At 60.6% G+C, this 25,418-nt stretch carries 25 protein-coding genes and 3 pseudogenes; 12 read left to right on the top strand and 16 right to left on the bottom strand.

The genetic code is table 11. The features are described from left to right. Window positions 1–13: 13 nt before the first annotated feature. Entirely contained in the window at window positions 14–910 is an 897-nt protein-coding gene (locus H3V53_RS25760; RefSeq protein ID WP_336600374.1) for an HD-GYP domain-containing protein, read from the bottom strand. Window positions 911–945: 35 nt separating this feature from the next. After that, the gene (locus H3V53_RS25755) at window positions 946–1,587 is read right to left on the bottom strand and encodes a DUF1109 domain-containing protein (RefSeq protein WP_336600359.1); all 642 of its coding nucleotides are present in this window, start codon (window positions 1,585–1,587) and stop codon (window positions 946–948) included. A 697-nt stretch (window positions 1,588–2,284) separates the two neighbouring features. On the opposite strand from H3V53_RS25755, the gene H3V53_RS25750 reads away from it, so the two are divergent. Next, window positions 2,285–3,463 (top strand): lactonase family protein, encoded by a 1,179-nt coding sequence (locus tag H3V53_RS25750; protein ID WP_336600358.1) that lies wholly within the window; start codon window positions 2,285–2,287, stop codon window positions 3,461–3,463. A 260-nt stretch (window positions 3,464–3,723) separates the two neighbouring features. Here the strand turns inward: H3V53_RS25750 and H3V53_RS25745 are convergent. The 4 genes and pseudogenes from H3V53_RS25745 to H3V53_RS25730 all read right to left on the bottom strand — a co-directional run. Then, window positions 3,724–4,218 (bottom strand): annotated as a pseudogene (locus tag H3V53_RS25745) (aminotransferase class V-fold PLP-dependent enzyme); the annotation flags it as partial. A gap of 41 nt (window positions 4,219–4,259) precedes the next feature. Continuing rightward, complete coding sequence (locus tag H3V53_RS25740) at window positions 4,260–5,561, bottom strand: MFS transporter (protein WP_336600357.1); 1,302 nt, start codon at window positions 5,559–5,561, stop codon at window positions 4,260–4,262. A 112-nt stretch (window positions 5,562–5,673) separates the two neighbouring features. Then, on the bottom strand, window positions 5,674–6,099 hold the full coding sequence (locus H3V53_RS25735; RefSeq protein ID WP_336600356.1) for a cupin domain-containing protein: 426 nt from the start codon (window positions 6,097–6,099) through the stop codon (window positions 5,674–5,676). A 44-nt stretch (window positions 6,100–6,143) separates the two neighbouring features. Further along, window positions 6,144–6,842: a haloacid dehalogenase type II gene (locus H3V53_RS25730; RefSeq protein WP_336600355.1), complete on the bottom strand. Its 699-nt coding sequence runs from the start codon at window positions 6,840–6,842 to the stop codon at window positions 6,144–6,146. A gap of 116 nt (window positions 6,843–6,958) precedes the next feature. On the opposite strand from H3V53_RS25730, the gene H3V53_RS25725 reads away from it, so the two are divergent. Further along, window positions 6,959–7,903, top strand: a complete 945-nt coding sequence (locus H3V53_RS25725) for a LysR family transcriptional regulator (RefSeq protein WP_336600354.1) — start codon at window positions 6,959–6,961, stop codon at window positions 7,901–7,903. A gap of 426 nt (window positions 7,904–8,329) precedes the next feature. Here H3V53_RS25725 and H3V53_RS25720 read toward each other — a convergent pair whose 3' ends face one another. Beyond that, entirely contained in the window at window positions 8,330–9,124 is a 795-nt protein-coding gene (locus H3V53_RS25720) for a GntR family transcriptional regulator (RefSeq protein ID WP_336600353.1), read from the bottom strand. A 191-nt stretch (window positions 9,125–9,315) separates the two neighbouring features. Between H3V53_RS25720 and H3V53_RS25715 the strand changes: the two genes are divergently transcribed. The 8 genes from H3V53_RS25715 (at window position 9,316) to H3V53_RS25680 (ending at window position 18,237) form a co-directional block, all read left to right on the top strand. Beyond that, entirely contained in the window at window positions 9,316–9,942 is a 627-nt protein-coding gene (locus H3V53_RS25715) for a cadmium resistance transporter (protein ID WP_336600352.1), read from the top strand. Window positions 9,943–10,160: 218 nt separating this feature from the next. Further along, a complete protein-coding gene (locus tag H3V53_RS25710) occupies window positions 10,161–10,919 on the top strand; it encodes a GntR family transcriptional regulator (RefSeq protein ID WP_336600351.1) in 759 nt (252 codons plus the stop codon). 106 nt (window positions 10,920–11,025) lie between these two features. Further along, the gene (locus tag H3V53_RS25705) at window positions 11,026–12,465 is read left to right on the top strand and encodes an ABC transporter substrate-binding protein (protein ID WP_336600350.1); all 1,440 of its coding nucleotides are present in this window, start codon (window positions 11,026–11,028) and stop codon (window positions 12,463–12,465) included. A gap of 1 nt (window position 12,466) precedes the next feature. Next, a complete protein-coding gene (locus H3V53_RS25700; protein ID WP_336600349.1) occupies window positions 12,467–13,360 on the top strand; it encodes an ABC transporter permease in 894 nt (297 codons plus the stop codon). After that, entirely contained in the window at window positions 13,357–14,217 is an 861-nt protein-coding gene (locus tag H3V53_RS25695; RefSeq protein WP_336600348.1) for an ABC transporter ATP-binding protein, read from the top strand. The genes H3V53_RS25700 and H3V53_RS25695 overlap by 4 nt, the downstream gene beginning before the upstream one ends. 100 nt (window positions 14,218–14,317) lie before the next feature. Further along, a complete protein-coding gene (locus H3V53_RS25690; protein ID WP_054921685.1) occupies window positions 14,318–15,685 on the top strand; it encodes a sulfatase-like hydrolase/transferase in 1,368 nt (455 codons plus the stop codon). Window positions 15,686–15,797: 112 nt separating this feature from the next. Then, the gene (locus H3V53_RS25685) at window positions 15,798–16,670 is read left to right on the top strand and encodes a formylglycine-generating enzyme family protein (RefSeq protein ID WP_336600347.1); all 873 of its coding nucleotides are present in this window, start codon (window positions 15,798–15,800) and stop codon (window positions 16,668–16,670) included. Between the two features lie 67 nt (window positions 16,671–16,737). Further along, a complete protein-coding gene (locus tag H3V53_RS25680) occupies window positions 16,738–18,237 on the top strand; it encodes a SulP family inorganic anion transporter (protein ID WP_336600346.1) in 1,500 nt (499 codons plus the stop codon). A 57-nt stretch (window positions 18,238–18,294) separates the two neighbouring features. Here H3V53_RS25680 and H3V53_RS25675 read toward each other — a convergent pair whose 3' ends face one another. The 6 genes from H3V53_RS25675 to H3V53_RS25650 form a co-directional block, all read right to left on the bottom strand. Then, entirely contained in the window at window positions 18,295–18,945 is a 651-nt protein-coding gene (locus tag H3V53_RS25675) for a DUF1109 domain-containing protein (RefSeq protein WP_336600345.1), read from the bottom strand. Continuing rightward, a complete protein-coding gene (locus H3V53_RS25670) occupies window positions 18,935–19,225 on the bottom strand; it encodes a hypothetical protein (protein WP_336600344.1) in 291 nt (96 codons plus the stop codon). The genes H3V53_RS25675 and H3V53_RS25670 overlap by 11 nt, the downstream gene beginning before the upstream one ends. A 629-nt stretch (window positions 19,226–19,854) precedes the next feature. Then, the gene (locus H3V53_RS25665; RefSeq protein ID WP_336600343.1) at window positions 19,855–20,373 is read right to left on the bottom strand and encodes a DoxX family protein; all 519 of its coding nucleotides are present in this window, start codon (window positions 20,371–20,373) and stop codon (window positions 19,855–19,857) included. Window positions 20,374–20,699: 326 nt separating this feature from the next. Next, a complete protein-coding gene (locus H3V53_RS25660) occupies window positions 20,700–21,635 on the bottom strand; it encodes a LysR family transcriptional regulator (RefSeq protein ID WP_336600342.1) in 936 nt (311 codons plus the stop codon). 253 nt (window positions 21,636–21,888) lie between these two features. After that, window positions 21,889–22,164 (bottom strand): DUF4148 domain-containing protein, encoded by a 276-nt coding sequence (locus tag H3V53_RS25655; RefSeq protein ID WP_336600341.1) that lies wholly within the window; start codon window positions 22,162–22,164, stop codon window positions 21,889–21,891. A gap of 63 nt (window positions 22,165–22,227) precedes the next feature. Beyond that, a complete protein-coding gene (locus H3V53_RS25650) occupies window positions 22,228–22,581 on the bottom strand; it encodes a DUF4148 domain-containing protein (protein WP_336600340.1) in 354 nt (117 codons plus the stop codon). Between the two features lie 346 nt (window positions 22,582–22,927). Between H3V53_RS25650 and H3V53_RS25645 the strand changes: the two are divergent. Beyond that, window positions 22,928–23,136, top strand: a pseudogene (locus tag H3V53_RS25645) (IS3 family transposase); the annotation flags it as partial. A 145-nt stretch (window positions 23,137–23,281) separates the two neighbouring features. Here the strand turns inward: H3V53_RS25645 and H3V53_RS25640 are convergent. Then, the gene (locus tag H3V53_RS25640; protein WP_336600339.1) at window positions 23,282–23,833 is read right to left on the bottom strand and encodes a DUF1109 domain-containing protein; all 552 of its coding nucleotides are present in this window, start codon (window positions 23,831–23,833) and stop codon (window positions 23,282–23,284) included. A 96-nt stretch (window positions 23,834–23,929) separates the two neighbouring features. Further along, window positions 23,930–24,652, bottom strand: coding sequence for a sigma-70 family RNA polymerase sigma factor (locus tag H3V53_RS25635; RefSeq protein ID WP_336600373.1), 723 nt, complete (start codon window positions 24,650–24,652; stop codon window positions 23,930–23,932). Between the two features lie 333 nt (window positions 24,653–24,985). Between H3V53_RS25635 and H3V53_RS25630 the strand changes: the two genes are divergently transcribed. Continuing rightward, window positions 24,986–25,111: a hypothetical protein gene (locus H3V53_RS25630; protein ID WP_336600376.1), complete on the top strand. Its 126-nt coding sequence runs from the start codon at window positions 24,986–24,988 to the stop codon at window positions 25,109–25,111. A gap of 65 nt (window positions 25,112–25,176) precedes the next feature. Here H3V53_RS25630 and H3V53_RS43740 read toward each other — a convergent pair. Continuing rightward, window positions 25,177–25,290, bottom strand: a pseudogene (locus tag H3V53_RS43740) (sulfite exporter TauE/SafE family protein); the annotation flags it as partial. Between the last annotated feature and the right edge of the window lie 128 nt (window positions 25,291–25,418).

Raw genomic sequence — 25,418 nt, 5'->3', positions numbered from 1 at the left:
AGCCCCGGCTTTGCTATCGCGCCAGGGGCGCGAGGTACGTATCCCACGCCTTGCCGACGATTCGTGCGATCAGCTCTTCGTCCGGATCTGCCTGGATATCCGCAGCGTCCGCCAGCTTGCCCGAGGGCTCGGGCACAGCCAGAAGTCCGGTGAAAGTGTAGCCACCGTGACAGACGGGGCAAAAAATGGATGCGCCGACAGTGGTTTCTCGTTTGACCACCATCGTCGGGCCACATCCAAAACAACGCTGAAGCGGAATGCCTTCGTCGCTATGTTCGACAATGTGGTAAAGATTTTCAGCTGTGCCCAGTTGCAGGAATGCTTCGCCAAATTCCCGGTCGAATTGCGTGCCAAGATTCTTGGCGATAATCGATAGCGCTTCCTCAACGGGCATCCCTTTGCGATACGGGCGATTGCTCGTCATCGCGTCGAACGCGTCGCAGATGCCGATGATTGCCGAAGCTCGGGGGATGGCGCGGCCGGAAAGGCCCTGAGGGTAGCCCTTGCCATCGGGACGCTCATGATGCGAATACACGGCGTCGAGAACAACCGCGCCCAGAGGGTGCTGCGCGAGCAGGGTCCGGCCGACGTCTGGATGTGTCTTGATTGCGGCGAACTCCTCATCCGTAAGCCTCTCGGCTTTCTTCAATACCGCATCGGGGACTGCAATTTTTCCCAGATCGTGAAGAAACCCGCCGATGGATACGACACACGCGTCCTTCTCGGAAAGTCCTGCCTTGCGCGCCAGCATATTCGCAAATCTTGAGACCCTCCATAGATGACCACCCGTGTAGGGGTCGCGCGCCTCTACGACCCACGCGAGCGATAACAGACTCGTCAGGAGACGGTAGTCAGAAGGCAGCGCCGCCTCATTTTTTCCGAGGAAGTAGTTGGCGAGTCGAGAGATCATCATTGAACGGTTGAAGTGTTGTCGAAATTGCCGAGTTACCATCGGAGCAAGCGAGGTCCGAGCAATGCGCCTGCTACTGCAGGAACGCACATGCCTGGCACGTACCAGGTCGCCCAGAAAACGGGACTCATCTCCGGGCAATGCGCGCAGTAGACCGTTGCGCCGAGCGCACCTGATAATAGCCCTGCCGCAGCGCCGGCAATTCTCAATCGTGTTGGCGCGAGGCTCCGCAGGGTTCGGGTGATTGCGATAAAGGCCGGGATGGAAAGGAGTGTTATGTTCAGTGAGCACGTGCGCCATGTGCGGCCGAGAATGAGCGATGCGCGCTCGCCGGTCGACGTGTTCACCAGCAGATAGGCTCCCCAGCAAGCGACGCACAGGATGGGGAGCATCCAGCAGACGGCAGGAACACCAATCGGGACGCCCGGGTAGGAGAGGCGCATCGTGACCATCGCCACGATGCCGGCGAGAGATACGGGAAGTGCTAACTTCGCCCAGAAGACGGGGGCACAGAGCATCTCTTCAAGCTCAGGATGAAGACCGTAGAGCAGCACCATCAAGATACAGGATGCGCCAACTGCATACGCTATCGACGGCCAGAAGCGGCTCCAGGGGACCACCTGGTCCACCGGGTCCAGATCTGATACCAGTAGTGAGATTAGCGTGTCTGTTTTCAATCTGGCCTCACGCGTCTCTGCGAGGCAGGAGACGAATCCTCAGGGATGCATGTACTTATAGTGCGATGCGCGCAGGTGGCAAGGCCGCTCCGCATCAGACAGGCGATGCGGAGGGGCTACCGGTTAATTCGCACCGGGAAGATAAAAGGTTACATACGGAGATCTCTTTGACGATTCTGGATCAACCTTCCGGAAGGTCACACGCCCGCCAGCCCCTGTAACGTCGCCTTCGATACGGTGTTTGCGGGCTGCTCATTAGTCTTGGTTAAAGAGCCATCGGATCCGATTGAATAGTCGACGACCTTGTCGTCGCCTGGGCAATCCTGATATAGAACCTTGCTGTCGGGACTGACCCAGGAATCCTCGCCGAAGCTCGAAACCGTGGCGGTGTTGCGGGGGCTCTTACAGTTGGCCGAGCCACCTGACGTGGGCCGCGATGGCACTCGGCATGGCTGCATGGGGGCCGGGACGTAGTTCCGTGGATGCCTCGCTAGCGAATATTTTCAGGAGATAAGGGCACGATCGGCAAACCGAGTCATTTGTCCGGTCGCGGTGTTGCCAGCATGAGCATCAAACCTGCAGTCTTTGTTTTCGTGTAACCAATCACCTTTGGCGAACGAAGTAGGTGTTTGTCGGTTGTCGAAAGACGGCGACTCCCCCCGGTGACGAACATCTAACTCACAGAAATAGGTGAAGAATGAAACTCAGGCTGGCAGCGGCGGCAACTATGTCTGTCTTCCTCGCGGCATGTGGCGGATCGGATAATGGCAAACCCACTACGACTGTTGCGCAACTCTTCGCACAGACAAATGATACAAACAACGCCGTGGTTCACTTCACCCGAAATCAGGACGGAACCCTGGTCGCAAAGGGTAGTGCGCTGACGGGCGGCAAGGGCACAAACGGCGTCAATTACTTCATGGGCAACATCACTGCTCCTGATGCATTGACCAGTAACAACAGCGTCATTGTGTCGCCCGACAAGTCGCGCTTATTTGTAGCGAATGCGGGCGACAATTCCGTCACCACGTTCGCGATCGGTGCGACCGGTGACCTCACGGTGCAGGCTGTATCGCCAACAGGTGGTGTACGCCCAACTTCACTGGCATTTTCAAATGACGTGCTCTATGTTACCCATCAGCAGGGCGCGCAGGAGCTAGGCGCATATCGCGTGGGACAAGACGGGAAGTTGACGCAGATTGCGCAGTATGTGGTCGCGAATCAGGATGCGCTTCCGACACAGGTAGCGATCAGCCCCGACGGAAAATTTGTCGTCGTGAATGGCTTTCTTAAGTCTGTATCTCCGGTGACGCCGCTCAACATGCTCCTTGCGTACCCGATCAACAGCGATGGTTCCCTCGGAATGCCAGTGTCGAGCGCTTCAGCAGGTGTTGGTCCGTTTGGCGGTCGCTTCGCGTCGGGCCCGTTGTCATCTGTCTTTGCGGTGACGGAAGCTGCAGGTGGCACAGCGAGTTCATACTCTTTCTCGTCTGCTGGCGCTTTCAGTGTCCTTAGCGGACCAGTGACAGTTACGGGGCAGCAGGCACCGTGCTGGATTTCTCTCACACCCGATAATCACTTCGCTTATGTGGGAAATGGCAGTGGGGCTGTTTCACTGTTCGCGCTTGACGGCACCGGCAAGCTGAGCCTCGTGAATGCCGTCGCGGCGACGGAGACACCGGTAGCGGGCCAGACGTCTGCATTCGCAAACGACTCCTGGATAAGCCCCGATGGGAAGTTCCTGTACCAGGACTATGCGGGCGACGACAAGATTGTCGCGTACTCGATTGGCGGCAATGGTTCACTTGCGAAGCTTGGAGAGCAACCGGCAAACACCCAGTCAAAGATAAGCCTGCAAGGCCTCGCAGGTATCTGAGTGGCAATCGTGGCTTGGAGCGGCGGTCGCAACCATGACATTGCGACCGCTGCACCGTTGCTATGTCTTAGCGCTTAGATTGAGGCCGTATCTGCGGAGATCTTCTGATCGAGCGCTTTCTGAACCGACGCCAGAAGGGTATGCAGTTCGCCCTGATAGGCTCGTACACGTCAGGATCCAGTCGTGCAATGGCCTTGTGAGTCGAACGATGCGCAGCGAGCGCCAGACTAGATTTCGATGAGTCCATGTCTCACCCTCCACTATCTGGAGAGTCGACACGCGATCGCAATGTCCTCCGTCGCCGCCAAAAACCTCGCAACATCACTCGGCGCATGGCAATGCAACGGAGATATGCGCACGGCACCGTCGAGATCGAACGATTTCAGCATGCGCCCAGAGTAGAGGCTTGTGGCTATGCGCTCATACACGATCACGCCGCGCTCTTCGTATGCGCGCACGGCTGCGGTTGGCTCAAGATCATCGAAGCCTATTCCCGCGATCAGGTCCCGGCGCGTCAGATCGTCGTGATCCCAGAAAACCCGCACGCCTTCGATGGCTCGCAGACCACACTGTGCTTCGACCCCGTCGAGCAACAAGGAAAGCAGCGCGCGCTCATGCTCTTCGATCCGATGCATCCCTTGCACGAAGAGTTCGCGCCGGTCGTCGGCGTCGCTGAATTGCGCGCCAATCCAAGAGACATAATCGACGATTGAACTCACCACGGCGAACTGAGCCGGCGCAGGACTGCCGAGTTGCGATGCTCATTCAACGCGACATCGCGACTGGTGCAATTGCGTTACGACACGAGTGGTCGATCAGGCCGAACAAGCAGGACTCCGCTTGCACCTACAAGTAGTACGGCAACCGCTGTGGCGAACGGTATGTTCCAGTTTCCCGTTGCGTCGATAATCCATCCAAAGATCACCGGTGATGTGATACCTGCCAGCGCGACACCCATAATGATGAAGCCGCTACCAAGCCCCGCGAATTCCCTCGATATATCCATAGGGATGGCATACATCGGTGCGATGCTTAACTCCAGAAGAAACATCGCAAGCGCCAGACAAGGCAAAGCAAGCGTCAGATTATGAGCAAGCGCAACCGGCGCTAGTGCTGCCGCGCATCCTGCCAGCGAACCCGCTATAACACTGCAACGAGCAATACGATGATTCATCGTGCGCCGCAAAAGCCAGTCCGACAACATGCCGCCAGCGGTATTACCCATCATGCCAGCCATCAGCGGCACGCTCGTCAGAAATGCCGACGACCGAAGGTCGACGTGGTGATGGTTGATGAAGTAGAGTGGAAGCCAGGAAACAAATATCCAATACACCCACCCATAGGTAAACATCACGAAAGTCACGGGAAGCATTCTCTTGGTCAACGCCCATATAGGCGTCAGTGTGTTCGAATCGACCACCCGGGAACCGACGTCCAAAGCTGAAGCTGGCACCGGAATGTCTGTCTCGCGCGGATCGTCTCGAAAATAGAACCACCACGCGCAACTCCATGCCAGCACGGCAACCCCGCAGAGCACGAAAGAACTGCGCCAGCCGGACGCCAGCACCAGGAGCGCGACCAGTGGTGGGGCGAGGGCTGCGCCAAGACGGGACGCGCTGTGAGTAATGCCCTGGATAAAGCCAAATTTCTCAGGTGGATACCAGTTTCGCATCGCCTGTGTCGCAGCTGGAAACGCGGGCCCTTCTCCCGCGCCCACAAGAAGACGGATGATGAACAGACTGAGTGCGCCGGCCGCGAACGCCGTACCGACCGTGGCAAGCCCCAGCAAGGCAGCGCATGACACAAGCACGATACGCGGTCCGTATCGACGCGCTGCCCAGCCTCCAAACATCACCGTCGCCAGATAGGCCCACGAAAATCCCGAAAACGCCATGCCGAGCTGAGAGTTCGACAAGCCAAACTCGGCCTTGATCGCAGTGCCCGCCGCCGAGAGATTGATACGGTCCAGATACATGAGTGCGTAGATGCTGCATAACAACATCGTCACACGCGCACGGACAGGGAAGCTCGCCTTGTGTACCGTCCGGATACCGCCGATCTCGGCCGCATGGGTGCGTTCGAAATGGAATCTGATCATGCTGGTCTCCTCCGTTTTCCTCAACTCACCGCGCTCACACTGCTGCCAGTCCAATCAAATCAGGGTGCAATGCGAGCCATGCCGGATGTGATAGCGATATTCGGATAATCAATCAACGCTTGTTGCGAGGGTCATCGGCGGGGTCGCAATATGCAAAGCCACTCGGTCCATGACCAGTCACTTGCATGATGACTTCCCCCTTCTGAGTCCAGGAGAAATGCGGCGTGTTAGCAGGCATGTTGTAGAAGCTTCCCGGAACGAGTTCGATGAGCGCGTCGGGATTAAACTTGTCACCAACACCTGAATACATTGTTCCGGAGATCACTGTGTAGGTTCTGTCGTCCGGATGTGTATGCGCAGGTTGTCTCATGAACGCTGGCAACTTGAATCGCGCAACATAGAAGCCCGGCTTCTTGACTTCGCCAATCAGATTGGCTGATTGCACGCCGTCAGGTGCTTCTGGATTGATGAGGAACTGTACATCGCCTGGGCGAATCTTCGTAGAGCTTTGCCAATTGCAGAGTGGGCATTCGCACATGATTTTGTCTCCTGGCTCGATTGCGGATGAAGTGTTGGGGGGGGCTACACGTGGTCGACACTCCAGATGTCAGCCAGGCCGTGCAGCGACTTCACCTCGCGCCGCAGACCGATATGGGGATATTCCACTGGCAGTCCATTCCGATTAATCCAGACGACGCGGAATCCGTAGGCGGCAGCGCCGGCCGCATCCCAAGGATTGCACGACTGGAAACTGATAGCGTCTGGAGAAACATCGAGAGTACGAACAGCCAACTCATAAACCCTCGGGTGCGGCTTGAAGATTTCCACTTCATCTACCGACAAAATCTGGTCGACCCAGTCTGCAAGTCCGGCGAATTGCACTGCACTACGGACCATGGATTCGGTTCCGTTGCTGAGGATGACGACACGCGCTCCGCGCTCCTTGAGCGTGCGCAACATGTGCGGCACCTCAGGATAAGCATGTAGCTCGAGGTACGCGTTCATCAGATTCGTTCGCAGTTTGTCATCCGAAAGACCGAAGCGCGCCATCGAATAATCCAGCGCTTGCTGAGTCAGTTGCCAGAAATCCGTTTTGTGACCCATCAGGCTATATGTCCACGAGTATTCGACCTGACGCGCCCGCCACATCTCGGACATCTCCTGCGACTTAGGGCCGATTCGAGTTGCGTATCGTTTTACAGCTGAATGCACTTCGAATAACGTGCCGTATGCGTCGAACACGAACGTGTTAATCGATGGTGAGGTCCCGAGAATTTCCATAGTCGTCTCCTTGTTCGAATCCGCTCGCGTGACGACTCACATCGCCGCCAGCGCTGCCTCGCGAAACGTCGCTGAAGCATGTCGACAGATTAGTTTCGCGCTATATATAATTCAAATTGAAATATCGAATCCATTCATCTACAAAACATATGAATGTAAGTTTTCGTCAGCTGAAGGCTTTTCTTGCGGTCGCCGACTTTGGCAGCTTCACCAAAGCCGCTGAGGCTATTGGCCTCTCACAGTCAGCCACTAGTACGACCGTCCGAGAATTGGAAGTGGAGCTTGGACTGCGCTTGCTGGACCGCACCACTCGACAGGTGAGGCTGACGGATGCTGGTGAGAAGCTGGCCGCAACGGGAGCACGCCTGATGGGCGAACTGGAGGCATGTCTTGTAGAAATACGTGATATCGGCGAACAACGTAAGGGCCGCGTTCTAGTGGCTTGCGTGCCCTCGATAGCCACCTCGCTGATGCCGGAGTGGTTGCTAGCTGCGCAGTCGCGCCTCCCTCACGTCCAGATTGGATTGCGTGACGATTCCGCAGCGGAGGTGTGCCGGAGAATTGGGCTCGGCGAAATCGAATTTGGCGTAATCGGTGGAGCTGCAGAGGTGCCCGGCTTGCTCTGCTCCGCATTGATGACCGACCCGATACATCTCGTGTGTCAGCGGACTCACAGATTTGCTCACAAACGAGCACTTCGGTGGGAGGATTTGAGCGGCGAAAAGATGATCATGCTAGCGAGTACCTCTGGTAGCCACGATCTCATCTATCAACACCTCGTGCATCAGAAGGTGAACGTCGACGTTGTACTGGAGTTAGCGCAACCCAGTTCCGTCTTACGAATGGTGGAGTCCGGCATCGGTCTGGCTCTGATGCCGCAGCTAGCCGTATCACTACAGCACCGGCCGTTGCTCGTCGACAAGCCGTTTTCCGGAACTCCATTGTCCCGGTCGATCATGGCAGTTCGTCGCCCTGACCGTTCGCTATCGCCCGCTGCCAGTGCGTTCTGGGAATTGATCCATGAACTGACTCGTGAACGCAACGCAGCTACTAGCGGTTAACGCCAGGCACAACCCAGGCCACTGGCCACGCGCAGTGAGATCGCGACGGCATGCGCCCGGTTTAACGAGCTATGGTGTCTCGTCGACGTCGCGACCCACAGCCTATCCCGTCGACTTTCATGCGTGGATGGATACCTCGTTGCGCCTGCCAATGCGCGTGTCGACGGCGACCTCGAATTGCATTATCGGTGTGAGGGGCTGTGCGAGCGCCTGCGCGTATTTTGGTGCAAGCCCCGGTTCACCGCACGATCGCCGACGTGGCCGTCATCATTTGCTGCTGGTCTGCAGGGCATGTTGATGGCGCGGCTGTGCGCCTTATAGCGAATGCCGGTCCGTGCATTTGCCGCCGTCCTGGTGGCGGTCGTTGCGTTCAGTTGTGCGGTTGGACTGAAGTTCGCCCCCGTCGCGGCTTGGCGCGACCCGTTTTCAGGCTTTCGTTTCCTTTGCCTGGCGCTGGCCCCGCGCGGTGGCTGGCCGCTTACGGTCCACTTTCAATCGATACTGGAAGGTTCCGCCTTTGAAGTACAGATATTCGAAGTCTATGGGCTGTTTGCTGACATCGTAAGTCAGGCGTTCGACCCGCAGCAACGGCGCTCCCTTCCTCGTTTCGAGCGCCGACGCCATGGCAGCGTCCGCCGCCGTCGCGTCGATGGCGAGGTCCGCGCTGCCCAGCTTCACGCCGCAGTCGTTTTCGAGGATAAGGAAAATATCTCTCGTGATCAGGTCGGCGCGCTGGAGCTTCTTTCCGAGCGACTCCGGCACGAAGGTGATCTCGTAGGACGTCGCCTTTCGGTTGAGCAGCCGAACGCGGTGTATTTCGGCGACCGGCGTCCCTTCTTCCAGCCCGAGCTTTGCGGCGACTTCCGAACTCGCGGGCACGAAGGCGAAGGACATGACGCGGTTGAAAATTTCGTGCCCTTCGCTCGACATCGCTTCGGCAAAGCCTTGCAACGAAGTGATGTTCTGCACGGCTTTGGGCTGCGAGACGAACGACCCCTTGCCGTGCACCTTGAAAATCAGGCCTTCCTTCTGCAGATCGCCGAGCGCCTGACGAATGGTAATGCGGCTGACGTCGAACATTTCCTGCAGTTCGCTCTCGGACGGCATCCGGCTGTGCGGTGGATATGTGCCGTCGAGAATGCTGCCGCGTAGCTTTTCCTTTATCTGCTGATAAAACGGGATCGGGGAATCCAGATCGAACGAGGGGTGACGGTTGGGCATGTTCTATGGGCCGCATCGCGCGGTTTTGGTTCTCGAAGGATTATACCGTCGCGTACACGCCGTGCGTCGGATGGCATCGTATTTGCATTGCGCAGTGAACACTGAACATATCATGTCATAACAAGCGGAGAGTGTATGAGGAAAGAACCCAAACTTCCTTCGGGACGAGATGGACAAGACGGGAGCGCACATTGAACGGGCTCCTCTCTACCTTAATGATGGCGGTGACGGCCGCGTACGTGTCGACCAACGTCGACGGTTACGCGCTTCTGCTCGTATTCTTCGGCAACGCGCGGTTTCACGCGGCGGAGGTCGTTGCCGGCCAGTTCGTCAGCATAGGGGCGCAGCTCGCGCTTTCCCTTGCGATCGGACAGTTGGGATGGCGTTACGACGGCCCGTTCGTCGGGCTTGTCGGCATTGTGCCGCTCGTCGTCGGGCTCAAGGGCATCGCGGGTTTGCGTCGGGCCGGCGACGCCCGCGTGTGTGAGCCCGAGCATCCGACATTCTTCGGGAAGGGGCGACTGGCGCGTGTCGCGACCGTGGGTTTCGTCGCCACGTCCGGCGCAGTCGATAACGTCCTGGTGTATTCGAGTCTTTTGGTCGGCCGGACGCCGCGCGACGTGGCGTGGGTCGCGACGGACTTCGTCGTGCTGACGGCCGCGCTGTGCACCTGTGCGTTTTTCACGGCGCGCTCGCCGATGCCGATACGCGCGCTGCGCGTTGCAGCGGCACGCATCGCGCCGTTTATGACGACGGCAGTCGGCCTCTCGCTGTTGATCCGCTTCCAAACGCTCGCGTGGATCTGCACGCTGGCATGACGCACACAAAGCGTGCACCAGCCGGAGACGCGCCTGCACCGCGCGCCGCAGCCAAGTTCGCTTGTGGGGCAAACCGGCGGCAGTGCAAGCCGGAAATACGGCGGTTTACATGGGGAAAATCTTGGCATGGCTCTTGCCTTCTAAAAATCAACTTGTAATGACGAGTTATAACTACTGCCATGCATGCGGACGACTTTCCCTCACCTGCGACGAGCAACATGCCCGAGGACGGACCACCGATACATCTCGGCGCGCCTGGCCCGATGTATATGCAGATCACCGACATCCTGCGTGATCGCATTCTGCGGGGAACGTACCGGCCGAATCAGCAGATGCCATCCGAAAGCGAATTGATGAAAGCCTTCGACGTGAGCCGTATCACGGCGCGTCAGGCACTCGGCAATTTGCAAAACGAAGGGCTCGTCTTCCGTATCCACGGAAAGGGGACGTACGTCTCGCGCCCGCGGGCGTTTCAGGATCTCGGCAGCCTGCAGGGCTTCGGCACGTCGATGCGCCAGATGGGCTATGAAACGCATTCGAAGGTGCTGTCGCTGCGTAGCATCGTGCCGCCGAGGCATGTTCGCGACCGCATCGCATGCGGCGAGCGAGTCGTCGAACTGAGGCGGCTGCGCTTTCTGAGCCGGGCGCCCATTTCTCTCGACGTGTCGTATCTGCCGTCCGAAATCGGTCTGCGCGTCGCGAAGGCCGACCTGACGAATCGCGACGTGTTTGCGGTGCTCGAAAACGACTGCCAGATCGTGCTCGGACACGCCGATCTACGGATGTGCTCGCTTCTGGCCACCGACGAAGTGTGCAAAGTGCTCGGCGTGGAGGAGGGTGCGCCGATTCTGTTTATCGAGCGCGTGATTCACACGAGCGCGGGCGCGCCGCTCGAATACGAGGAGCTGTATTACCGGGGAGATGCTTTCCAGTTCAAGGTCCACGTCGAGCGGCAGGCGATCGGCGCCGCACGCTAAGGAGTCAGACTGGATCACATGCGGGCGCCGCTCCGGCGTTCCGGTTGTCATTGTCCGACATGGGCCGGCCGCGCGATCTCATGTCATTCAATCTCAAGGTTACATCATGCGAATCAGGGATTTCACAGGCCATGCACTATGCAGTTCGCTCGTCGCGATGGGAGCCGTGCTGGCGGGTACGGGCGCCGCGCACGCCGAATCGATCGACATCGGTATCGGCACGCAGGATACGACGACCAACACAGTCACGGGCGGCATCGTTATCAAGCAACTGGGCTTGCTGAACAAATATCTGCCGCACACGGGCAAGTACAAGGACGTCACGTACAACGTGACGTGGCAGAACGCGACTTCCGGGCCACCGATCACAAACGGCATGATTGCGGGCAAGCTGCAAATCGGGATGATGGGCGATTACCCGCTGCTCGTGAACGGCGCGACGGGCCACGCTACCGGCAACGATACCGAACTCGTCGCAGTGCTTGCATATAACGCGCTTGGCGGTGGCAACGGCGTGGTGGTGCCGAAGAATTCGCCTTATTACGATCTCGGCGATCTGAAGGGCAAGCGTGTATCGGTGCCCTTCGGCTCCGCTGCGCACGGCATGCTGCTCGCCGCGCTGCAAAGCCGCGGATTGCCAAGCGATGACTTTTCGCTCACCAATCAGTCGCCGGAAGTAGGCAGCACCAGCATCCAGGAAAGCCGCGTCGATGCACATGCGGATTTCGTACCGTTCGCGGAACTGCTGCCTTTTCGCGGCTATGCGCGGAAGATCTTCGACGGCGTCGAGACCGGGCAGCCGACGTTTCACGGCGTCGTGATCCGCAAGGACTTCGGACAGAAGTATCCGGAGATCGTAACCGCCTATATCAAGGCGCTGATGGACGCGAATGACTGGGTCCGAAGAAATCCCGCGCAGGCGGCGGAGAAGATTCAATCGTGGACGGGGGTGAACAAGGAAGTCGCCTACATCTTCCTCGGTCCCGGCGGCATCGACACGCTCGATCCAACCATCAAGCCGCGATGGGTCGCCGCGTTGAAAACGGACTACGCGGTGCTCAGGAAGCTCGAAATGGTGAAGGATCTCGACATCGACAGGTGGGTCGACAATTCGTTCGTGCGCCAAGCGTTCAGGGAGACCGGTCGCAACTACGATGCGCAGCTCGCCAGCTTTTCGAACTATCAGGTCGAGGGAACCGACCCCGTGTGCCATGCGCCGATCGCCGACCCGTCGCGGGCCGGACAGATCTGGATCGACGGCGGCGACATCGTCTCGTTCAGCTCGGCGGCATGTACGCTCGCGGGCGTCGATCGATACCGCGCGCAGGGCAAAAAACTCAATGCAGTCTATCTGATGGACGATAGGCTCGGGGTGAAGGTCTTTGCGGACGCCGCGTTTTACACGCTCGGCGGCGCGGACAAGGCGAAGCCGGACATCGAGCCGTTCCTGCTCAAGCGCGACGCCGAAGCGAGCGCGAAGAAGTCGGGCGCAAAGGTGGTCGACTATAAGCAGGCGTTGAACGCCGCCGGCAAAGGAGAAAAGTGACATGGAACGGTCTTTTGATCTGAAAGTCGACAGCGCTGCGCGCACGCCGTCCGCGCCGTCGGAACGGGCGCTAAAAATACGTCGCCTGCGGGCACCGTCACCCGGCAGCGCACGCACGCTCGGTATCAAGGCTGCGCTGGCCGGCGTATCGATCGGCGTGCTGTTCGTGCTCTGGTATCTCGCCACGCGTTACCGGGTGCAGTTCTACATTCGCTTCCAGGACGTACCGACGCCGCTCGACGTGTTTCGCGAGGCGCGCCACATGGTCGGCTCGCACAAGTTTGCGGTCGACGTCGGCAGTAGCGTGCGGCGCATTTTTGCCGGTTTTTTTATCGCCCTGCTGTCGGGCGTGGGGCTCGGGCTGCTGATCGGGCGTTATCGCATCGTAAGCCAACTGCTGATGCCGGCGATCGAAGTGATGCGCCCGATCCCCGCGATCGCGTGGGTGCCGCTGTCGATCATGCTGTGGCCGACGACCGAATCGTCGATCGTGTTCATCACTTTTATCGGCGCGTTCTATCCGATCCTGCTCAACACGGTGGGGGGCGTCGAATCGCTCGACGGCGTGTTGCTGCGCGCGGGCCGCTGTCTGGGTGCGAGCGAGGCGCAGTTGTTCTGGCATGTGATTCTGCCAGGCGTGCTGCCGAACATCTTCACGGGCCTCACGGTCGGCATGGGCGTCGCATGGGTGTCGCTGATCGCGGCTGAGATGATCTCGGGGCAGTACGGTGTCGGCTACTACACGTGGGAGGCCTATTCGCTGGTCGATTATCCGGCCATCGTTCTCGGCATGATCACGATCGGCGTGCTCGGCCTGCTGTGCGGCGGCGCCATCCGCCTCGTCGGCCAGTGGTCGATGCCGTGGCTCTCATACATGAACGGAGCGCGCAAATGAGCAACACCAACAAAGGTCGGATCGACTGCCGCGACATCGGCGTCGTGTTCGGGTCGGGCGACGCGAAGATGGAAGCCGTGAAGGATGTGTCCATCACCGTCGAGCCGCACGAATTCGTTTCGCTGATCGGGCCATCGGGCTGCGGAAAGTCTTCGCTGCTGAGCATCGTAGCGGGTTTCACGAAGCCGACGCGCGGCACGGCAACGCTGGACGGCGTGCCGATCAGGAAGCCCGGCGCGGAACGCGGCGTGGTGTTTCAGCAGTATTCGCTATTTCCCTGGCTAAGGGTGCGCGAGAACGTCGAATTTGGCCAGAAGATGGCGGGTGTATCGCGCGCAAAGCGGGAAAGCACCGCCCGTACGCTGCTGGGTCTCGCCGGATTGCTCGCGTTTGAGAACCACTATCCGGATCAACTGTCGGGCGGCATGAAGCAGCGCATCGGCATCGTTCGCGCGCTCGCCGCCAATCCGCAGGTGTTACTGATGGACGAGCCGTTCGGGGCGCTCGACACGCAGACGCGCACCGTCATGCAGGAAATCCTCACGAACATGTGGCAACGCTTCCGGCTGTCCGTGCTGTTCATCACGCACGACATCGAGGAGGCGGTGTTTCTGTCCGACCGTATCTACGTAATGACTGCGCGGCCCGGCCGCGTCAAGGCGGAAATCCGCGTGCCGCTGCCTCGTCCGCGCACTCCGGCGATGTTCGACACGCCCGAGTTCGTCGAACTCGTTCACAGGCTGAAAAACCTGATCCGCGAGGAGTCGCTCGCCGCGATGGGATCGGAGCTGGCGTTCGGCGGCGTCGACGGTTTCGGCATCGAGATGGGCCCGAACGGCGTCGAAGAAATGCTTTGAGGCTGTCACGCACGGCGGACGAAGGGCGCCGGCATTTTTATCGATCAGTATCCCTAACGGGAAGCGGGGGATAGCGCTTCCGATCAGATGGAGTTTTGCAATGAGCAAGAAACCCAATATCCTGTTCTTCCACGTCGACAATCTGGGCATGGGCGAACTCGGCTGCTATGGCGGCGGCAAGTTGCGCGGCGCGGATACGAAGCGCATCGACGCGTTCAGCAAGGAAGGCACCAAGCTGACCCACTACGTGGTCGAACCGCAGTGCACGCCCACGCGCTCCGCGCTGATGACGGGGCGCTATCCGATCCGCTCGGGCAATCATACGATCGCGCTCGGAGGCAACAGCGGCGGTCTCGTGACGTGGGAAATCACGATTGCCGAACTGCTGGCGAAGGGCGGCTACAAGTCGTCGTGTCTCGGCAAATGGCATATCGGCGCGGAGGACGGCCGCTTTCCGACGGATCACGGCTTCGACGAGTGGTATGGTCCGCTGCGAACGTACGACGAATGCATGTGGCTCGAAGATCCGCACTATGTGCCGGAGCGCGACGGCTACTCGTACATGCACGAAGGTTTCAAGGGCAAGGGCACGAAGCCGCTCCTCGACGAGCAGCTCACGATGGAAACCAAGAAGACCTGCGACCTCGAATACCAGAAGCGCGGCATCGACTTCATGCAGCGCTGCGTGAAGAACGACGAGCCGTTTTTCCTGTACTTCAATCACTCGTTGATGCACTTCCCGATGTCGCCGCGCGACGAATTCGTCGGCAAGAGCACCAACGGTGAATGGGGCGACTGCCTGCTGATGCTCGATCACGACTTCGGCGTCCTGCTCGACGAACTGGACCGTCTCGGCGTGGCCGACGACACGATCGTGATTCTCTGCGGCGACAACGGCGCTGAGGACCATCTCGCGGGGCGCGGCACCGGCGGCTTTTTCGACGGCTCCTACTTCAGTTCGGCGGAAGGCGGCATCCGCACGCCGCTCCTCGCGCGCTGGCCCGGCCGCATTCCGGCCGGCGTCGAGAGCAACGAGATGGTGCACGTCACCGATATGTTCACGACGCTGCTGAATTTCGCGGGCGCCGAGCCGCCGAAGGACCGGCTCATCGACGGCAAGGATCAGACGCGTTTCTTCCTCGGCGAACAGCCGACGTCGAATCGCGAATCGTGCATGGTGTGGCTGAAGGACGAACTGCACGCGGTGAAGTGGAAGGACTTCAAGATCAACTTCAAGCGTCAGCAGCATTTCCACGATCCGGAACTGCCGCTCGGCTTTGCACGGATCACGCATCTGCAGGAAGATCCGAAGGAACGCGAAGCGGTCAACCAGCGCTATGTGCGGTGGTGGGTGATGCAGCACGCGCATCGCGTCGTGCGCGAGTTCGAGGATAGCGTGAAGAAGGAAGAGCTGATTCCGCCGGGCTCGGAACTCGACTTCGTCCCGAAGTCGGTCTTCAACGCGTAATGCGGTGAGCGCGCCGACGACGGACGCACGACCCGCGAAGCGTGCATGCTGCTGCTCTTGCGCAAAGGCGGCGGCACAGGCCCCATCGACGGAAACCGCCCGCACCGACGGCATGGTGCGCATCGCGGGCGGCGACTTCACGATGGGTTCCGATCTCTTCTACAGGGAGGAGCGTCCGGCGCGGCGCGCGAGCGCGCCGGATTTCTGGATCGACGCGCATCCAGTCACCAATGCGCAGTTCACCGCGTTCGTCGATGCGACCGGCTATCTGACGACGGCCGAGCGTCAGCCCGATCCCGCGCTTTACCCGGAGGCTGATCCCGCGCTGCTATGCCCGGCGTCGCTCGTGTTCACGCAGCCGCCGGGGCGGGTCGGGCGCGGCGACTATCGGCAGTGGTGGGCGTACGTGCCCGGCGCGAGCTGGCGGCATCCGCAAGGGCCGGAAAGCAGTCTCGAAGGGCTCGCGGATCATCCGGTCGTGCAGGTGTCGTTCGCGGATGCGAGTGCCTACGCGGCGTGGGCCGGCAAGGCGCTGCCGACCGAAATCGAATGGGAATACGCGGCGCGCGGCGGGCTCGACGGTGCGGTCTATCCATGGGGCGACGAGTTCGCGCCGGGCGGCCGGCAGATGGCGAACACGTGGCAAGGGGAATTCCCATGGCAGAACACGCGGCTCGACGGTTACGAACGCACATCGCCGGTGAAGTCGTATCCCGCCAACGGTTACGGTCTTTACGACGTCGCGGGCAATGTGTGGGAGTGGACCGCCACGCGCTATGGCGAGGCGCCCGGCGAAGCGGAGACGAAGTCGTGCTGCATTCCCGCGTCGAGGCTGGACGATCCGAACGTGCGCCACGTGGTGAAGGGCGGCTCGCACCTGTGCGCGCCGAATTATTGCCTTCGCTATCGGCCTGCCGCGCGACAGGGCCAGACGCTCGACACGTCGACGAGTCACATCGGCTTTCGATGCGTCGTGCGTGTCTGATCCGTGCGCCGCGCGGCGGGGCATTGCCCGCGCCGCTCCCGACGTCGTCAACAAACCGGATAGGGTCATGACAACTCCTGCGAACAGGATCGATACGCCGCGCGTCGCATCGCGCATAGCATTGCCCGCGTCGCGCGCCGAATGGCTGCGTGAAGTGCTTGCGGGCGTGGTCACGAGCTTCGCGCTGATGCCCGAGGTGATCTCATTTTCGTTCATCTCTGGCGTGGAACCGCGTTTCGCGCTGTTCGCCTCGGTCGTGCTGCTCGTCGTGATGTCGCTGGCCGGCGGCCGTCCGGCGATGGTCACGGCGGCGGCGGGTTCCGTTGCGCTCGTGGTCGGGCCGCTCGCGCATGCGAACGGGGCTGGCTACATCCTTCCCGCCGTGCTGCTCGGCGGGCTCATTCAGGCGGCGTTTGGGCTCTTCGGCCTCGCGCGCATCGTGCGTTTCATTCCGCGCCCGGTGATGCTCGGCTTCGTCAACGCGCTTGGCACCCTGATCTTCTGTGCGCAGCTACCGCATGTGATGCATCAATCTTCCGCCGTCTATGGCCTCTTTGCGATAACGCTCGCGATCGTGCTGGGCGCGCCGCGTTTCACGCGCGCCATTCCTTCGCCGCTGATCGCAATCATCGCCGCAACCGGCCTCGCGCTCGCGATGCACTGGAGCGTGCCGACCGTCGGCGCGGGCCAGCCGGTGCGTGCGGACCTGCCGGGCCTCACGGCGTGGACCGTACCGTTCGACCTGGGGACGCTGAAAATCGTCTGGCAGACGGCGGTTAGCATTGCGTTCGTCGGTTTGCTGGAGACGCTGCTGACGGCGAAGCTCGTCGATGAAATGACGCAAACGCGTTCGGACAAGACGCGCGAATCCTGGGCGCTCGGACTGGCAAACCTTTGTGCAGGCGCGTTCGGCGGCATCGCGGGTTGCGCGATGATCGGCCAGACGGTCGTGAATGTTGCCATCGGCGGCGCGCGCACGCGGGTCTCGACGCTCGCGGCCGCGCTCTCGCTGCTCGCGCTGATCACGGGTCTGAGTTCCGTCATGGCGCACATCCCGATGGTGGCGCTCGCGGCGGTGATGATGGTTGTCGCGGTCAAGACAGTCGACTGGCATAGCTTGCGGCCGGCGAACCTCGCACGTATGCCGTTGATGGAAACCGCCGTCATGCTGGTGTCAGTTGCGCTGACCGTCTATACGGGCAATCTCGCGATCGGCGTGGTCGGCGGCGTATTGCTCGCAACGGTGCTGTTCGCGCGCCGTGTCGCGCACGTGATCCGCACGACGCGCAGCGTGTCGGCCAACGGGCAGAGCGTGCGCTATGAAGTGCATGGTCCGCTTTTCTTCGGCAGCAGCAACGAACTCGTCGATCGCTTCGAGTACGCAACCGATCCTCATACCGTCGTCATCGATTTTTCGCAGTCGCAGATCTGGGACGCGTCGACGGTGGCCGCGCTCGATTTGATCGAGGCGAAGTATCGGCAGCTCGATGTCGCCGTGCAGTTCACCGGAATGGACGAGCACAGCCGCGCTTTTCATGCGCGGCTGAGCGGCAGGCTCAACGTCTAGTGATCGGCGCACGCAGATGCGGGCTGTGGTTCGTCCGGGGGCAATTCTCGCAACCGGTCACCACCGCATTGCGCGTGGTCCCACCCACGCGCCTATGACTGCCGGCACCGACATGCCGACCAGATACCACGTAGCCCAGAACGGCGGCTCCATTTCGGGGCAGCGCAGGCAGTAAGCGAGCGCGCCGATTGCGCCTGCGAGTACGCCGGTCACCGCGCCCGCGAGTGCTGGCCGGGTCGGGGCGAGACCACGCATCGCAATGAGCAGGGCTGCGAAACCAGGAATCGAGAGATGGACGATGTGGGTGAGACAGGCCCGCCAGGTGTGGCCGAGAATCAGCGCCTCGCGTGTCGACGCCGGCGCGCCCGCAAGTACGGCGAGCGCGACCAGCCAGACCAGCACGATCGGCACGCAGAGCAGTTTCCATGCTCGCTCAGTCGGTACGCCCGGTTGGGACAGACGCGACAGGAGCGCTACGCCTGCGGCGGTCATGGAGACAGGTAGCGCCAACTTGGCCCAGAACACGGGCATTGCGAGCCGCGCGGCGAGCGCCTGAACCGGTATGCCTCCCGGAACCGCGAATACGAGCAGCAATAACGCGGCGGCCACACCGAACATGACGCCAGTGCCGAGCCGGCGCCGCACAGCGGCACGCGACGGCGCGCGCGGACCTTTTGCGAGCATCATGATGAGCATGTCAGTCTTCATGGATTTCCCTTTTGATCTTCGCGGCAAGTGCTTTCAGCCGGCGATGCACACTAACCTCGACAACAGGTTCGGTGAGGCCGGTCAATGTCTCCGTCTCGGCGACAGGCCGGCCCCTTAGCCGGGTCTGCACGTTCGATTCGCGCTGCTTGCGCGGTAGCGCTGCGAGTAGACGGTCGAGATCATGCTGAGCGTCGAGGTTCCATTGGACAGCGAGGTGGGCCGTCGCGGGCGACGCGTCGTCGTCGAGCGGCTCGAAAAATTGGACACGGCGCGTGCTCATGCGAAGTGATCGGCAAGCTTGTAGCGGACGAACGCGCTAATCTAGGCGGTAAGAGGGGCCTCAGGCCGAAAAGTGTCGAGGCCCTTGTGAACGCCATCGAGCAACCTCTTGCATGAGATCCTCGATGTCGGCGTCCTGTGTCAGAGATGCTTGCGCGGCCCCTCAAGAAGGACACTTTGGGCGTCAAGGAATATCGTTGTGTCCCGACCCGATGCGATGAGCCAGAACTTTCTAGCTCCCGCCGAAAAAGATGTTGCAAAAGCTGGCCGGCCCTACGCAGCTGTCGTTCTGGCCTGTCGCCGGCGCCATCGAGGCTGCTCTATCCATTGGGTCCGTGCGAGGCCTGCCGTCGGCTTGTGAAGCTAATGTGGCATTCGGCCTTTGCAGGGCCTGTTGCGCTTGCGGTTCCGGTTGTACCTGGTCCTGACCAATGCCGTGAGCGTGGGCCGTGCCGAGGAAGGTACATGCAGTCAAAGCAGCTGTGGCGAGTATTCGAGCGTTCATTATCGGTTCCTATAGAGAGAATTCCAATGGCTGGACAGGCAAGTGATGCGGCCTGTCACTCTAGTTAAATCGAGAAAACCGGCGGTTCTGTTACAGGGAGATGGGATCCCGACGGTCGCGCCGATTCAATCGTTCGATATCGCTCCGGCGACCCGCAAATAGAACGGCTTGAGGAGCGTATCGATCGCTAACGGGCCGCTACCGCCAAATGCAAGCGTGAGCAAGCCGCCGATATAGAGGAGGTCAGTCTCATAGCCCGGCGGCCCAAAGCGCGGCACGCCGTTCACGACGGACATCAGCTTGATTGACGTGAAGCCGAACTGCAGGTGCACGCTGAATGTCGCGACGATCAGGACCACGATCATGGGAGTCGCGATGAGGGGCACGAAGGCGCCGAGAAGGATCGCCAGACCCCCGCCCAGTTCAACGGCGATCGTGGCCCACGACATCAGGTGCGGAAACGGTACACCTAATGCATGAAGGATTGCGGCGAAGTTTTCGGGATCCTTTACGATCTTTGCGTAACCGTGCGCGATAAATCCATAACCGACAATTAGCCGGACAGGAAGCGGTGCGATGGCGGCCAGACGTAGGGATAGCCAGGACGGGCTGAGATAATGAAACAACGAGCGTAACTGATTCATAGGTGGACCACGCCGAGTAAAGTCGATAACAAGGCGGGCTTGGCCAAAGGTGTGGAGATCAAGCCCGAGGACAAACAGCCTTTAGTAGATCGGTGGGGAACGGGGCGTGGTTACAGCGATACGCGACATGTTGACTCAATCGAGCGGAGCGGCCAATCGCAGGTGGCACTGACACTGCGTTACGCGTCCGAATGGTAGTGCGATGCGGCCGATACCGTTGGTTGCCGAGCTCGTCCAGGTCCGCGGGCCGCCATAATTGGTAGCGTGGGCCATTGATCTGCTCGCAGCCGACCGCATGTCTGAACGGCGACGTCGAGACCGCGCCCTCACAGGATGGGCGGCGACGCCTTTGCCGGACGGGGTGAGCGATCCGAGAAATGACGCAGGCAGGCGTCGACGAAACTGCGGGTGCGGCGCGGTAGAGGTTGCCGACGGATGAAAGCGATGTCCAATTGAGCGGGGGTCCGTTCTATCTCATATTGAGAGAACACTGGCTGCAACCGCCCCGCCTCGAGATAGTGGTTGACCGTAATACGCGGCAGTAAGGCAATGCCGTGGCCGCCCAGCGCCAGGCGGATGGCGGTGGATTCGTTCGCCACTAGTTGGGAAGCGGGTTTGATGGGAGTCAGAACCGTGTCTCCGCACTTTAGGCGGACCGGCTCGCGTTCGCTGACGGCGCCGTCGCACGAAATCAGCATGTGACCGGAAAAGTCGTCAGCAGTCGGCATCTTCCGGCCACGGCGCCTGTACGCGTCACTGGCTACGAGCATCCATGGCGAGCTGATGAGCTTTCGACGGATTGCCTCTGTGTCGCTGATCAGCAAGCGCGGATAGACAGCGACGTCATAGTGGCCCAGTTCAAGCGTGAGGCGCCCGCTCTCGACAGTCATCGTCAAACCAATCTCCGGGGCTTCGGCACGTAGAACTTCGACCTGTTGCGGCAAGCCCGATTCCATTGCCATAGGATGCACGGCGACACGGATCACGCCGCGCGGTGTTTCGCGATCCTTTGCGAGCCGCAACTCGCTTTCATGCAGGCAATCGAGCAACTTGCAGCAGCAGGTGTAGTAATCGCGAGCGCTATCAGCCAGTAATACGTGACGCGTCGAGCGATGTAACAGGCGGGTCTGCGTATGCGCTTCTAGGTTGCCGACAGCACGCGACAGTGCAGGCATCGACATCTTGAGATGCCAGGCCGCTCTCGTAAAAGTCCCGAAACGCACGACCGCGACGAACGCCCGGATGGAAAGCAGATGATCCATCAATCCCCTGTTGCTAGAGACGCAGTGGCCACAGATGCTGCCGCGGCGACAGGCTCGATCGCTGAACGAAGCGGTCCGGCCGTACCTGCATTACGATGTTTATAGGGCCGCTAGTCGGACGGCCGGCTACGGACGGACCGCAATAAGGGGACATTGAGGTCCCCGTCACCGCGAGCGAGCAATTCACGCTTCGTCGTCATGGCCCCAGGACAAAGTCAACGACTGGATCGACATAGCACGCTGAGTCTTTTCTCTACCCTTGCGCCGTCGGCGGGGAGAGCTCCCTAACCAGACTCTTGTGTAGTAAGGCCCGCGCCGCGTCTTGGACCGCGACGTGAGCCTCGGCGGCCCGCAGATCGTCCGGGTAATGCGCGTCATCGCCGGCGCTGGGAACGTAGCCGGCCTGTCCAAGCCGCACGAGTTGGTCGTAATTCTGCGCACGCGTGAGGCCTGCGGTCGACTGGGCGAACGATAGCAGCGGTAAGGCCATAAAGCCCAGGGCGAGCGAGCGGCAAATAAGCGTTTTCATGGTCTCAGGGTCACCTGGCACGGAGCGCCGAAGCCCGAAGCGCATGCCGGCTGACCATATCCCTTAGCTGCCGAAATATATGTTACAGAAGCTGACCGGTCCGACGCAGTCGTCGTGAGGCGCGGACGCGGGGTGCGCCGGCACGGCGGTCGCGCCGGATCCGCCGCTGCCGCCCGGTTGTCCGCCGAATCCGCTGTCCCGACTATGCTCGGCTTGCATCTCTTGCAGCTTTCGCTGATCGACAGAGCTGACGACGGGAGACGGCGCATCGGCGACCGATCCTAGGCCGTTTTGCTGTGCTCGAACCAACTGCTGCCCTGCTTCCGCGCGGGCGGTTCCCTGCGCATGTGCGGCGTCGACGTACATGGTTGAGACGGCCGACAGCATTGCGATGCCGACGAATTTTCGAATTTTCATATTATCTCCTGTAGAGACTGTTTCGGATACAACGCGTGGACTAACGACGCGGACACCGCCGGCATTCTTCGCCGAGGGTCACTGGAGAGTAGATCGCGCCAACCCCTAGATTGGTTACACGGGATCAGCGACGGCAACACTGAGGCTTCCATTGAGTTGCGCGGAAGTCATTCGGAAGTTTGGAACGGCGTGCCGGCTGCTCTGCTTTGGCGGCGAAACTGATGAAGCCGCGAGAACCGGTTTTAAGAGTACAAAGCGTTCTTTGCGCTCAAGCAGGGATTCAGCGCGACGGCGGCAGCCGGTGCCGACTGTCTTGCCGGTACGTGCGCAATTACCGGACAGGCCTACTAACAATGGCTTGTACAAGACCAAGCTACCTAATCGCCAAGATCCTTGTAAATCCCCGGAATCGCGGGAATTTGCCACATTACGATGGGTGCACCGTTTCACTCCAATCCGCTTGCTCGAACCCATCGGATCCGTGCCGCCAGCAGTGCGAAAGAAAACTATTGGCGTAAGATCTCCAGCGAGTCCAAGGAAGCTGTCTTTATTTAACCACCGTGCCACCTCAACACAAGCGATGCATGACCGCTAAGAGTATGGTCGGTTACGAGAAGCTGCACTGCTGCCGCAATCACGGTTAGTTATCCAGACGATTAAGCCGGGCTGCGGAAACGAACGCGAGTCGTATGACTTGCCGTCACCAGCGCAGTGCGCGGGGTCCTATCAGTACGCCAGCGAGCGCGGGCAGTGACATGCCCACCAAATACCATATCGCCCAGAACGGGACTGCCATCTCGGGACAGCGCAGGCAGTACGCCAGTGCTCCGATCGAACCCGCCAGCACGCCGGCAGCGGCACCGGACAGCGCGGGACGCGTCGGCGCGAGACCGCGCATAGCCAGTTGCAATGCAACCAGCGCGGGCATAGAAAGGAATGCAATGTGCAGCGAGCAACTCCGCCACGTGTGTCCTAGCATCATGGCGCGGCGCGCTCCAGCCGGCGAGAAAGCAAGCACCGCGAGCGCGGCCACCCATACCAGCGCGGCCGGCGCCGCGAGGGCCGTCCATGCATGTCCGACTCGTACGCCCGGGCGCGACAGCCGCGCGGCGACGCACACCGCCGCGATCGACATTGACAATGGTAGGGCGAGCTTGGCCCAGAAAAGCGGCATTGAAAGACGCGATGCCAGCGCGGCAGCATTCGCTCCACCCGGCAGTATGTACAGCAGAAACAGAAGCGCTGCCGCCATGCTAAAGACTACGCCACTGCCGAATGCGTTTCGCGATGGCGGCGCGTGATGGCGCCCGTGGCCCAAACGCCAGCATCGAAATGAGGGCTTCAGTGTTCATCGCGGGCTGAAAGCACTCGCAGCGAAGATGCCAATTTTCACGGCGGATTCGGTGAGGCCGGTCGTGGCGGCCGTTTCTGCAATGGACAGGCCCAGAAGCTTCGTGTGCTCGATCGGATGGCGTTGGCGCTCGGGCAAGGTGTCGAGCAGCCGTGTCAGATCGCGGCGTGCTTCGAGCGAATCTAGTGGGGAAATGCCCTCAACCGCGACATCGTCGTCGAGCGGCTCAAACATCTCACCGCGTCGGAGATTTGCGCGAAAGTGGTCGGCCAGCTTATAGCGCACGATCGCGCTGATCCAGGCAGTGAGCGGCACGTCGGGGCGAAACGTGTCGAGTCCTTTGTGTACGGCGATCAACACTTCCTGTACGAGGTCTTCGACATCGGCGTCCTGCTGTCTGAGTTGCTTGCGCAGGCGTGCCCGCAGATGGCGCGCGAGTTCGTCGAGGAAGCGGTGGTACGCGTGCTTGTCGCCGCTGATCGATGCGTCGAGCAGGGCGGCAAGACGCCGTTCCGCCTTCGCCGCCGCATTCGTGCGCCGGGCGAGCTCTGCCGCCTGGTCCTCCTCGTCGAACGTACGGAGCTTCATCGTCGCATTGGCGTTCATCGTAAGCTGCGGGAACAGGGAGCACACCGGATCGCCCAGACCCGGCGCCTCGGCGAGCACCTGGCGGGCATCGACGACACCTGCGGATCCGAATAGGGCTGGGCAGCGGGGCATGGACACAAGGCATCGCCCGACCATTGGTTGGACGTCAAACGCGGCAGAACGAAGCTGTCATGCAAACTTAGTCTATGCATCTGCAATGGATCGTGAGAGAAATCGGTCGCTAGCGCCTCGGATTGGTATGTTCGCAGCGTTGACACGCGACGGTGTTACGGAATAGATCGCTTTGACATGGCCAGCGGTTACAGATCCAATGAAAAATATCAGTGACTGCGGGGCGCGGGCCATGTCGGGCCAACCACCGGCCACGTTGTATGTATTCGCGCACGCAAGCCGGGAAGGCCTGGCGCGCCGGCAAGTCCGTTCGGCGAGGGCGCGCGACGCCTCATGATCAGCGTCACGGCCGCTGCGAGCGCAGGCGCGTATTTTCTGCGCGGCGAGAAGACGCTGCCGGAACCGTTGAACGCTTCGGTGTCGACTGCCGCGCTCGAGCGCGCGCGCGGCGGCGCTTGACTCGGTGGGACGGGCATTGCGTCCGCTTTTTGGCAATGACTCGCTTCGCGGCGAAGGTACATCTGCCACCCACACACCAGCAGCAAGCCGGCGAAGAGCACATTTAGAGCGGCCACGGGAACGATGTCGGCTAGCGCGACGCCAGTCAGCGCGCCGAGCGTCGTGCCGGTTTCGAGCACGACGGCGAGCCGCACGTTCGTCAGGCCACGCGCAGGAACGTGGCGGCGCCGCCGCACGAACACGCGATGACGGTGAGGTGGGCGAATCTCTCAATATAACATGACATGACGAGAGGGGGTCGGAAGCG

Origin of the sequence: Paraburkholderia bengalensis (genome assembly GCF_037126505.1) — a bacterium.
Classification (GTDB): domain Bacteria; phylum Pseudomonadota; class Gammaproteobacteria; order Burkholderiales; family Burkholderiaceae; genus Paraburkholderia; species Paraburkholderia bengalensis.
Note: the sequence above shows the minus strand (reverse complement) of the source record. Positions and strands in the feature narration are given on the sequence as shown.

Excerpts from the sequence above, each read along its gene's own strand:
- H3V53_RS25710 (WP_336600351.1), top strand. The coding sequence starts at position 10,161 with ATGCCCGAGGACGGACCACCGATACATCTCGGCGCGCCTGGCCCGATG.
- H3V53_RS25730 (WP_336600355.1), bottom strand. The coding sequence starts at position 6,842 with ATGGAAATTCTCGGGACCTCACCATCGATTAACACGTTCGTGTTCGAC.
- H3V53_RS25705 (WP_336600350.1), top strand. The coding sequence starts at position 11,026 with ATGCGAATCAGGGATTTCACAGGCCATGCACTATGCAGTTCGCTCGTC.
- H3V53_RS25660 (WP_336600342.1), bottom strand. The coding sequence starts at position 21,635 with ATGGATCATCTGCTTTCCATCCGGGCGTTCGTCGCGGTCGTGCGTTTC.
- H3V53_RS25655 (WP_336600341.1), bottom strand. The coding sequence starts at position 22,164 with ATGAAAACGCTTATTTGCCGCTCGCTCGCCCTGGGCTTTATGGCCTTA.
- H3V53_RS25650 (WP_336600340.1), bottom strand. The coding sequence starts at position 22,581 with ATGAAAATTCGAAAATTCGTCGGCATCGCAATGCTGTCGGCCGTCTCA.
- H3V53_RS25635 (WP_336600373.1), bottom strand. The coding sequence starts at position 24,652 with ATGCCCCGCTGCCCAGCCCTATTCGGATCCGCAGGTGTCGTCGATGCC.
- H3V53_RS25680 (WP_336600346.1), top strand. The coding sequence starts at position 16,738 with ATGACAACTCCTGCGAACAGGATCGATACGCCGCGCGTCGCATCGCGC.
- H3V53_RS25740 (WP_336600357.1), bottom strand. The coding sequence starts at position 5,561 with ATGATCAGATTCCATTTCGAACGCACCCATGCGGCCGAGATCGGCGGT.
- H3V53_RS25695 (WP_336600348.1), top strand. The coding sequence starts at position 13,357 with ATGAGCAACACCAACAAAGGTCGGATCGACTGCCGCGACATCGGCGTC.
- H3V53_RS25640 (WP_336600339.1), bottom strand. The coding sequence starts at position 23,833 with ATGGCGGCAGCGCTTCTGTTTCTGCTGTACATACTGCCGGGTGGAGCG.
- H3V53_RS25700 (WP_336600349.1), top strand. The coding sequence starts at position 12,467 with ATGGAACGGTCTTTTGATCTGAAAGTCGACAGCGCTGCGCGCACGCCG.
- H3V53_RS25675 (WP_336600345.1), bottom strand. The coding sequence starts at position 18,945 with ATGAAGACTGACATGCTCATCATGATGCTCGCAAAAGGTCCGCGCGCG.
- H3V53_RS25685 (WP_336600347.1), top strand. The coding sequence starts at position 15,798 with ATGGTGCGCATCGCGGGCGGCGACTTCACGATGGGTTCCGATCTCTTC.
- H3V53_RS25760 (WP_336600374.1), bottom strand. The coding sequence starts at position 910 with ATGATCTCTCGACTCGCCAACTACTTCCTCGGAAAAAATGAGGCGGCG.
- H3V53_RS25665 (WP_336600343.1), bottom strand. The coding sequence starts at position 20,373 with ATGAATCAGTTACGCTCGTTGTTTCATTATCTCAGCCCGTCCTGGCTA.
- H3V53_RS25690 (WP_054921685.1), top strand. The coding sequence starts at position 14,318 with ATGAGCAAGAAACCCAATATCCTGTTCTTCCACGTCGACAATCTGGGC.
- H3V53_RS25750 (WP_336600358.1), top strand. The coding sequence starts at position 2,285 with ATGAAACTCAGGCTGGCAGCGGCGGCAACTATGTCTGTCTTCCTCGCG.
- H3V53_RS25720 (WP_336600353.1), bottom strand. The coding sequence starts at position 9,124 with ATGCCCAACCGTCACCCCTCGTTCGATCTGGATTCCCCGATCCCGTTT.
- H3V53_RS25630 (WP_336600376.1), top strand. The coding sequence starts at position 24,986 with ATGATCAGCGTCACGGCCGCTGCGAGCGCAGGCGCGTATTTTCTGCGC.
- H3V53_RS25735 (WP_336600356.1), bottom strand. The coding sequence starts at position 6,099 with ATGTGCGAATGCCCACTCTGCAATTGGCAAAGCTCTACGAAGATTCGC.
- H3V53_RS25670 (WP_336600344.1), bottom strand. The coding sequence starts at position 19,225 with ATGAGCACGCGCCGTGTCCAATTTTTCGAGCCGCTCGACGACGACGCG.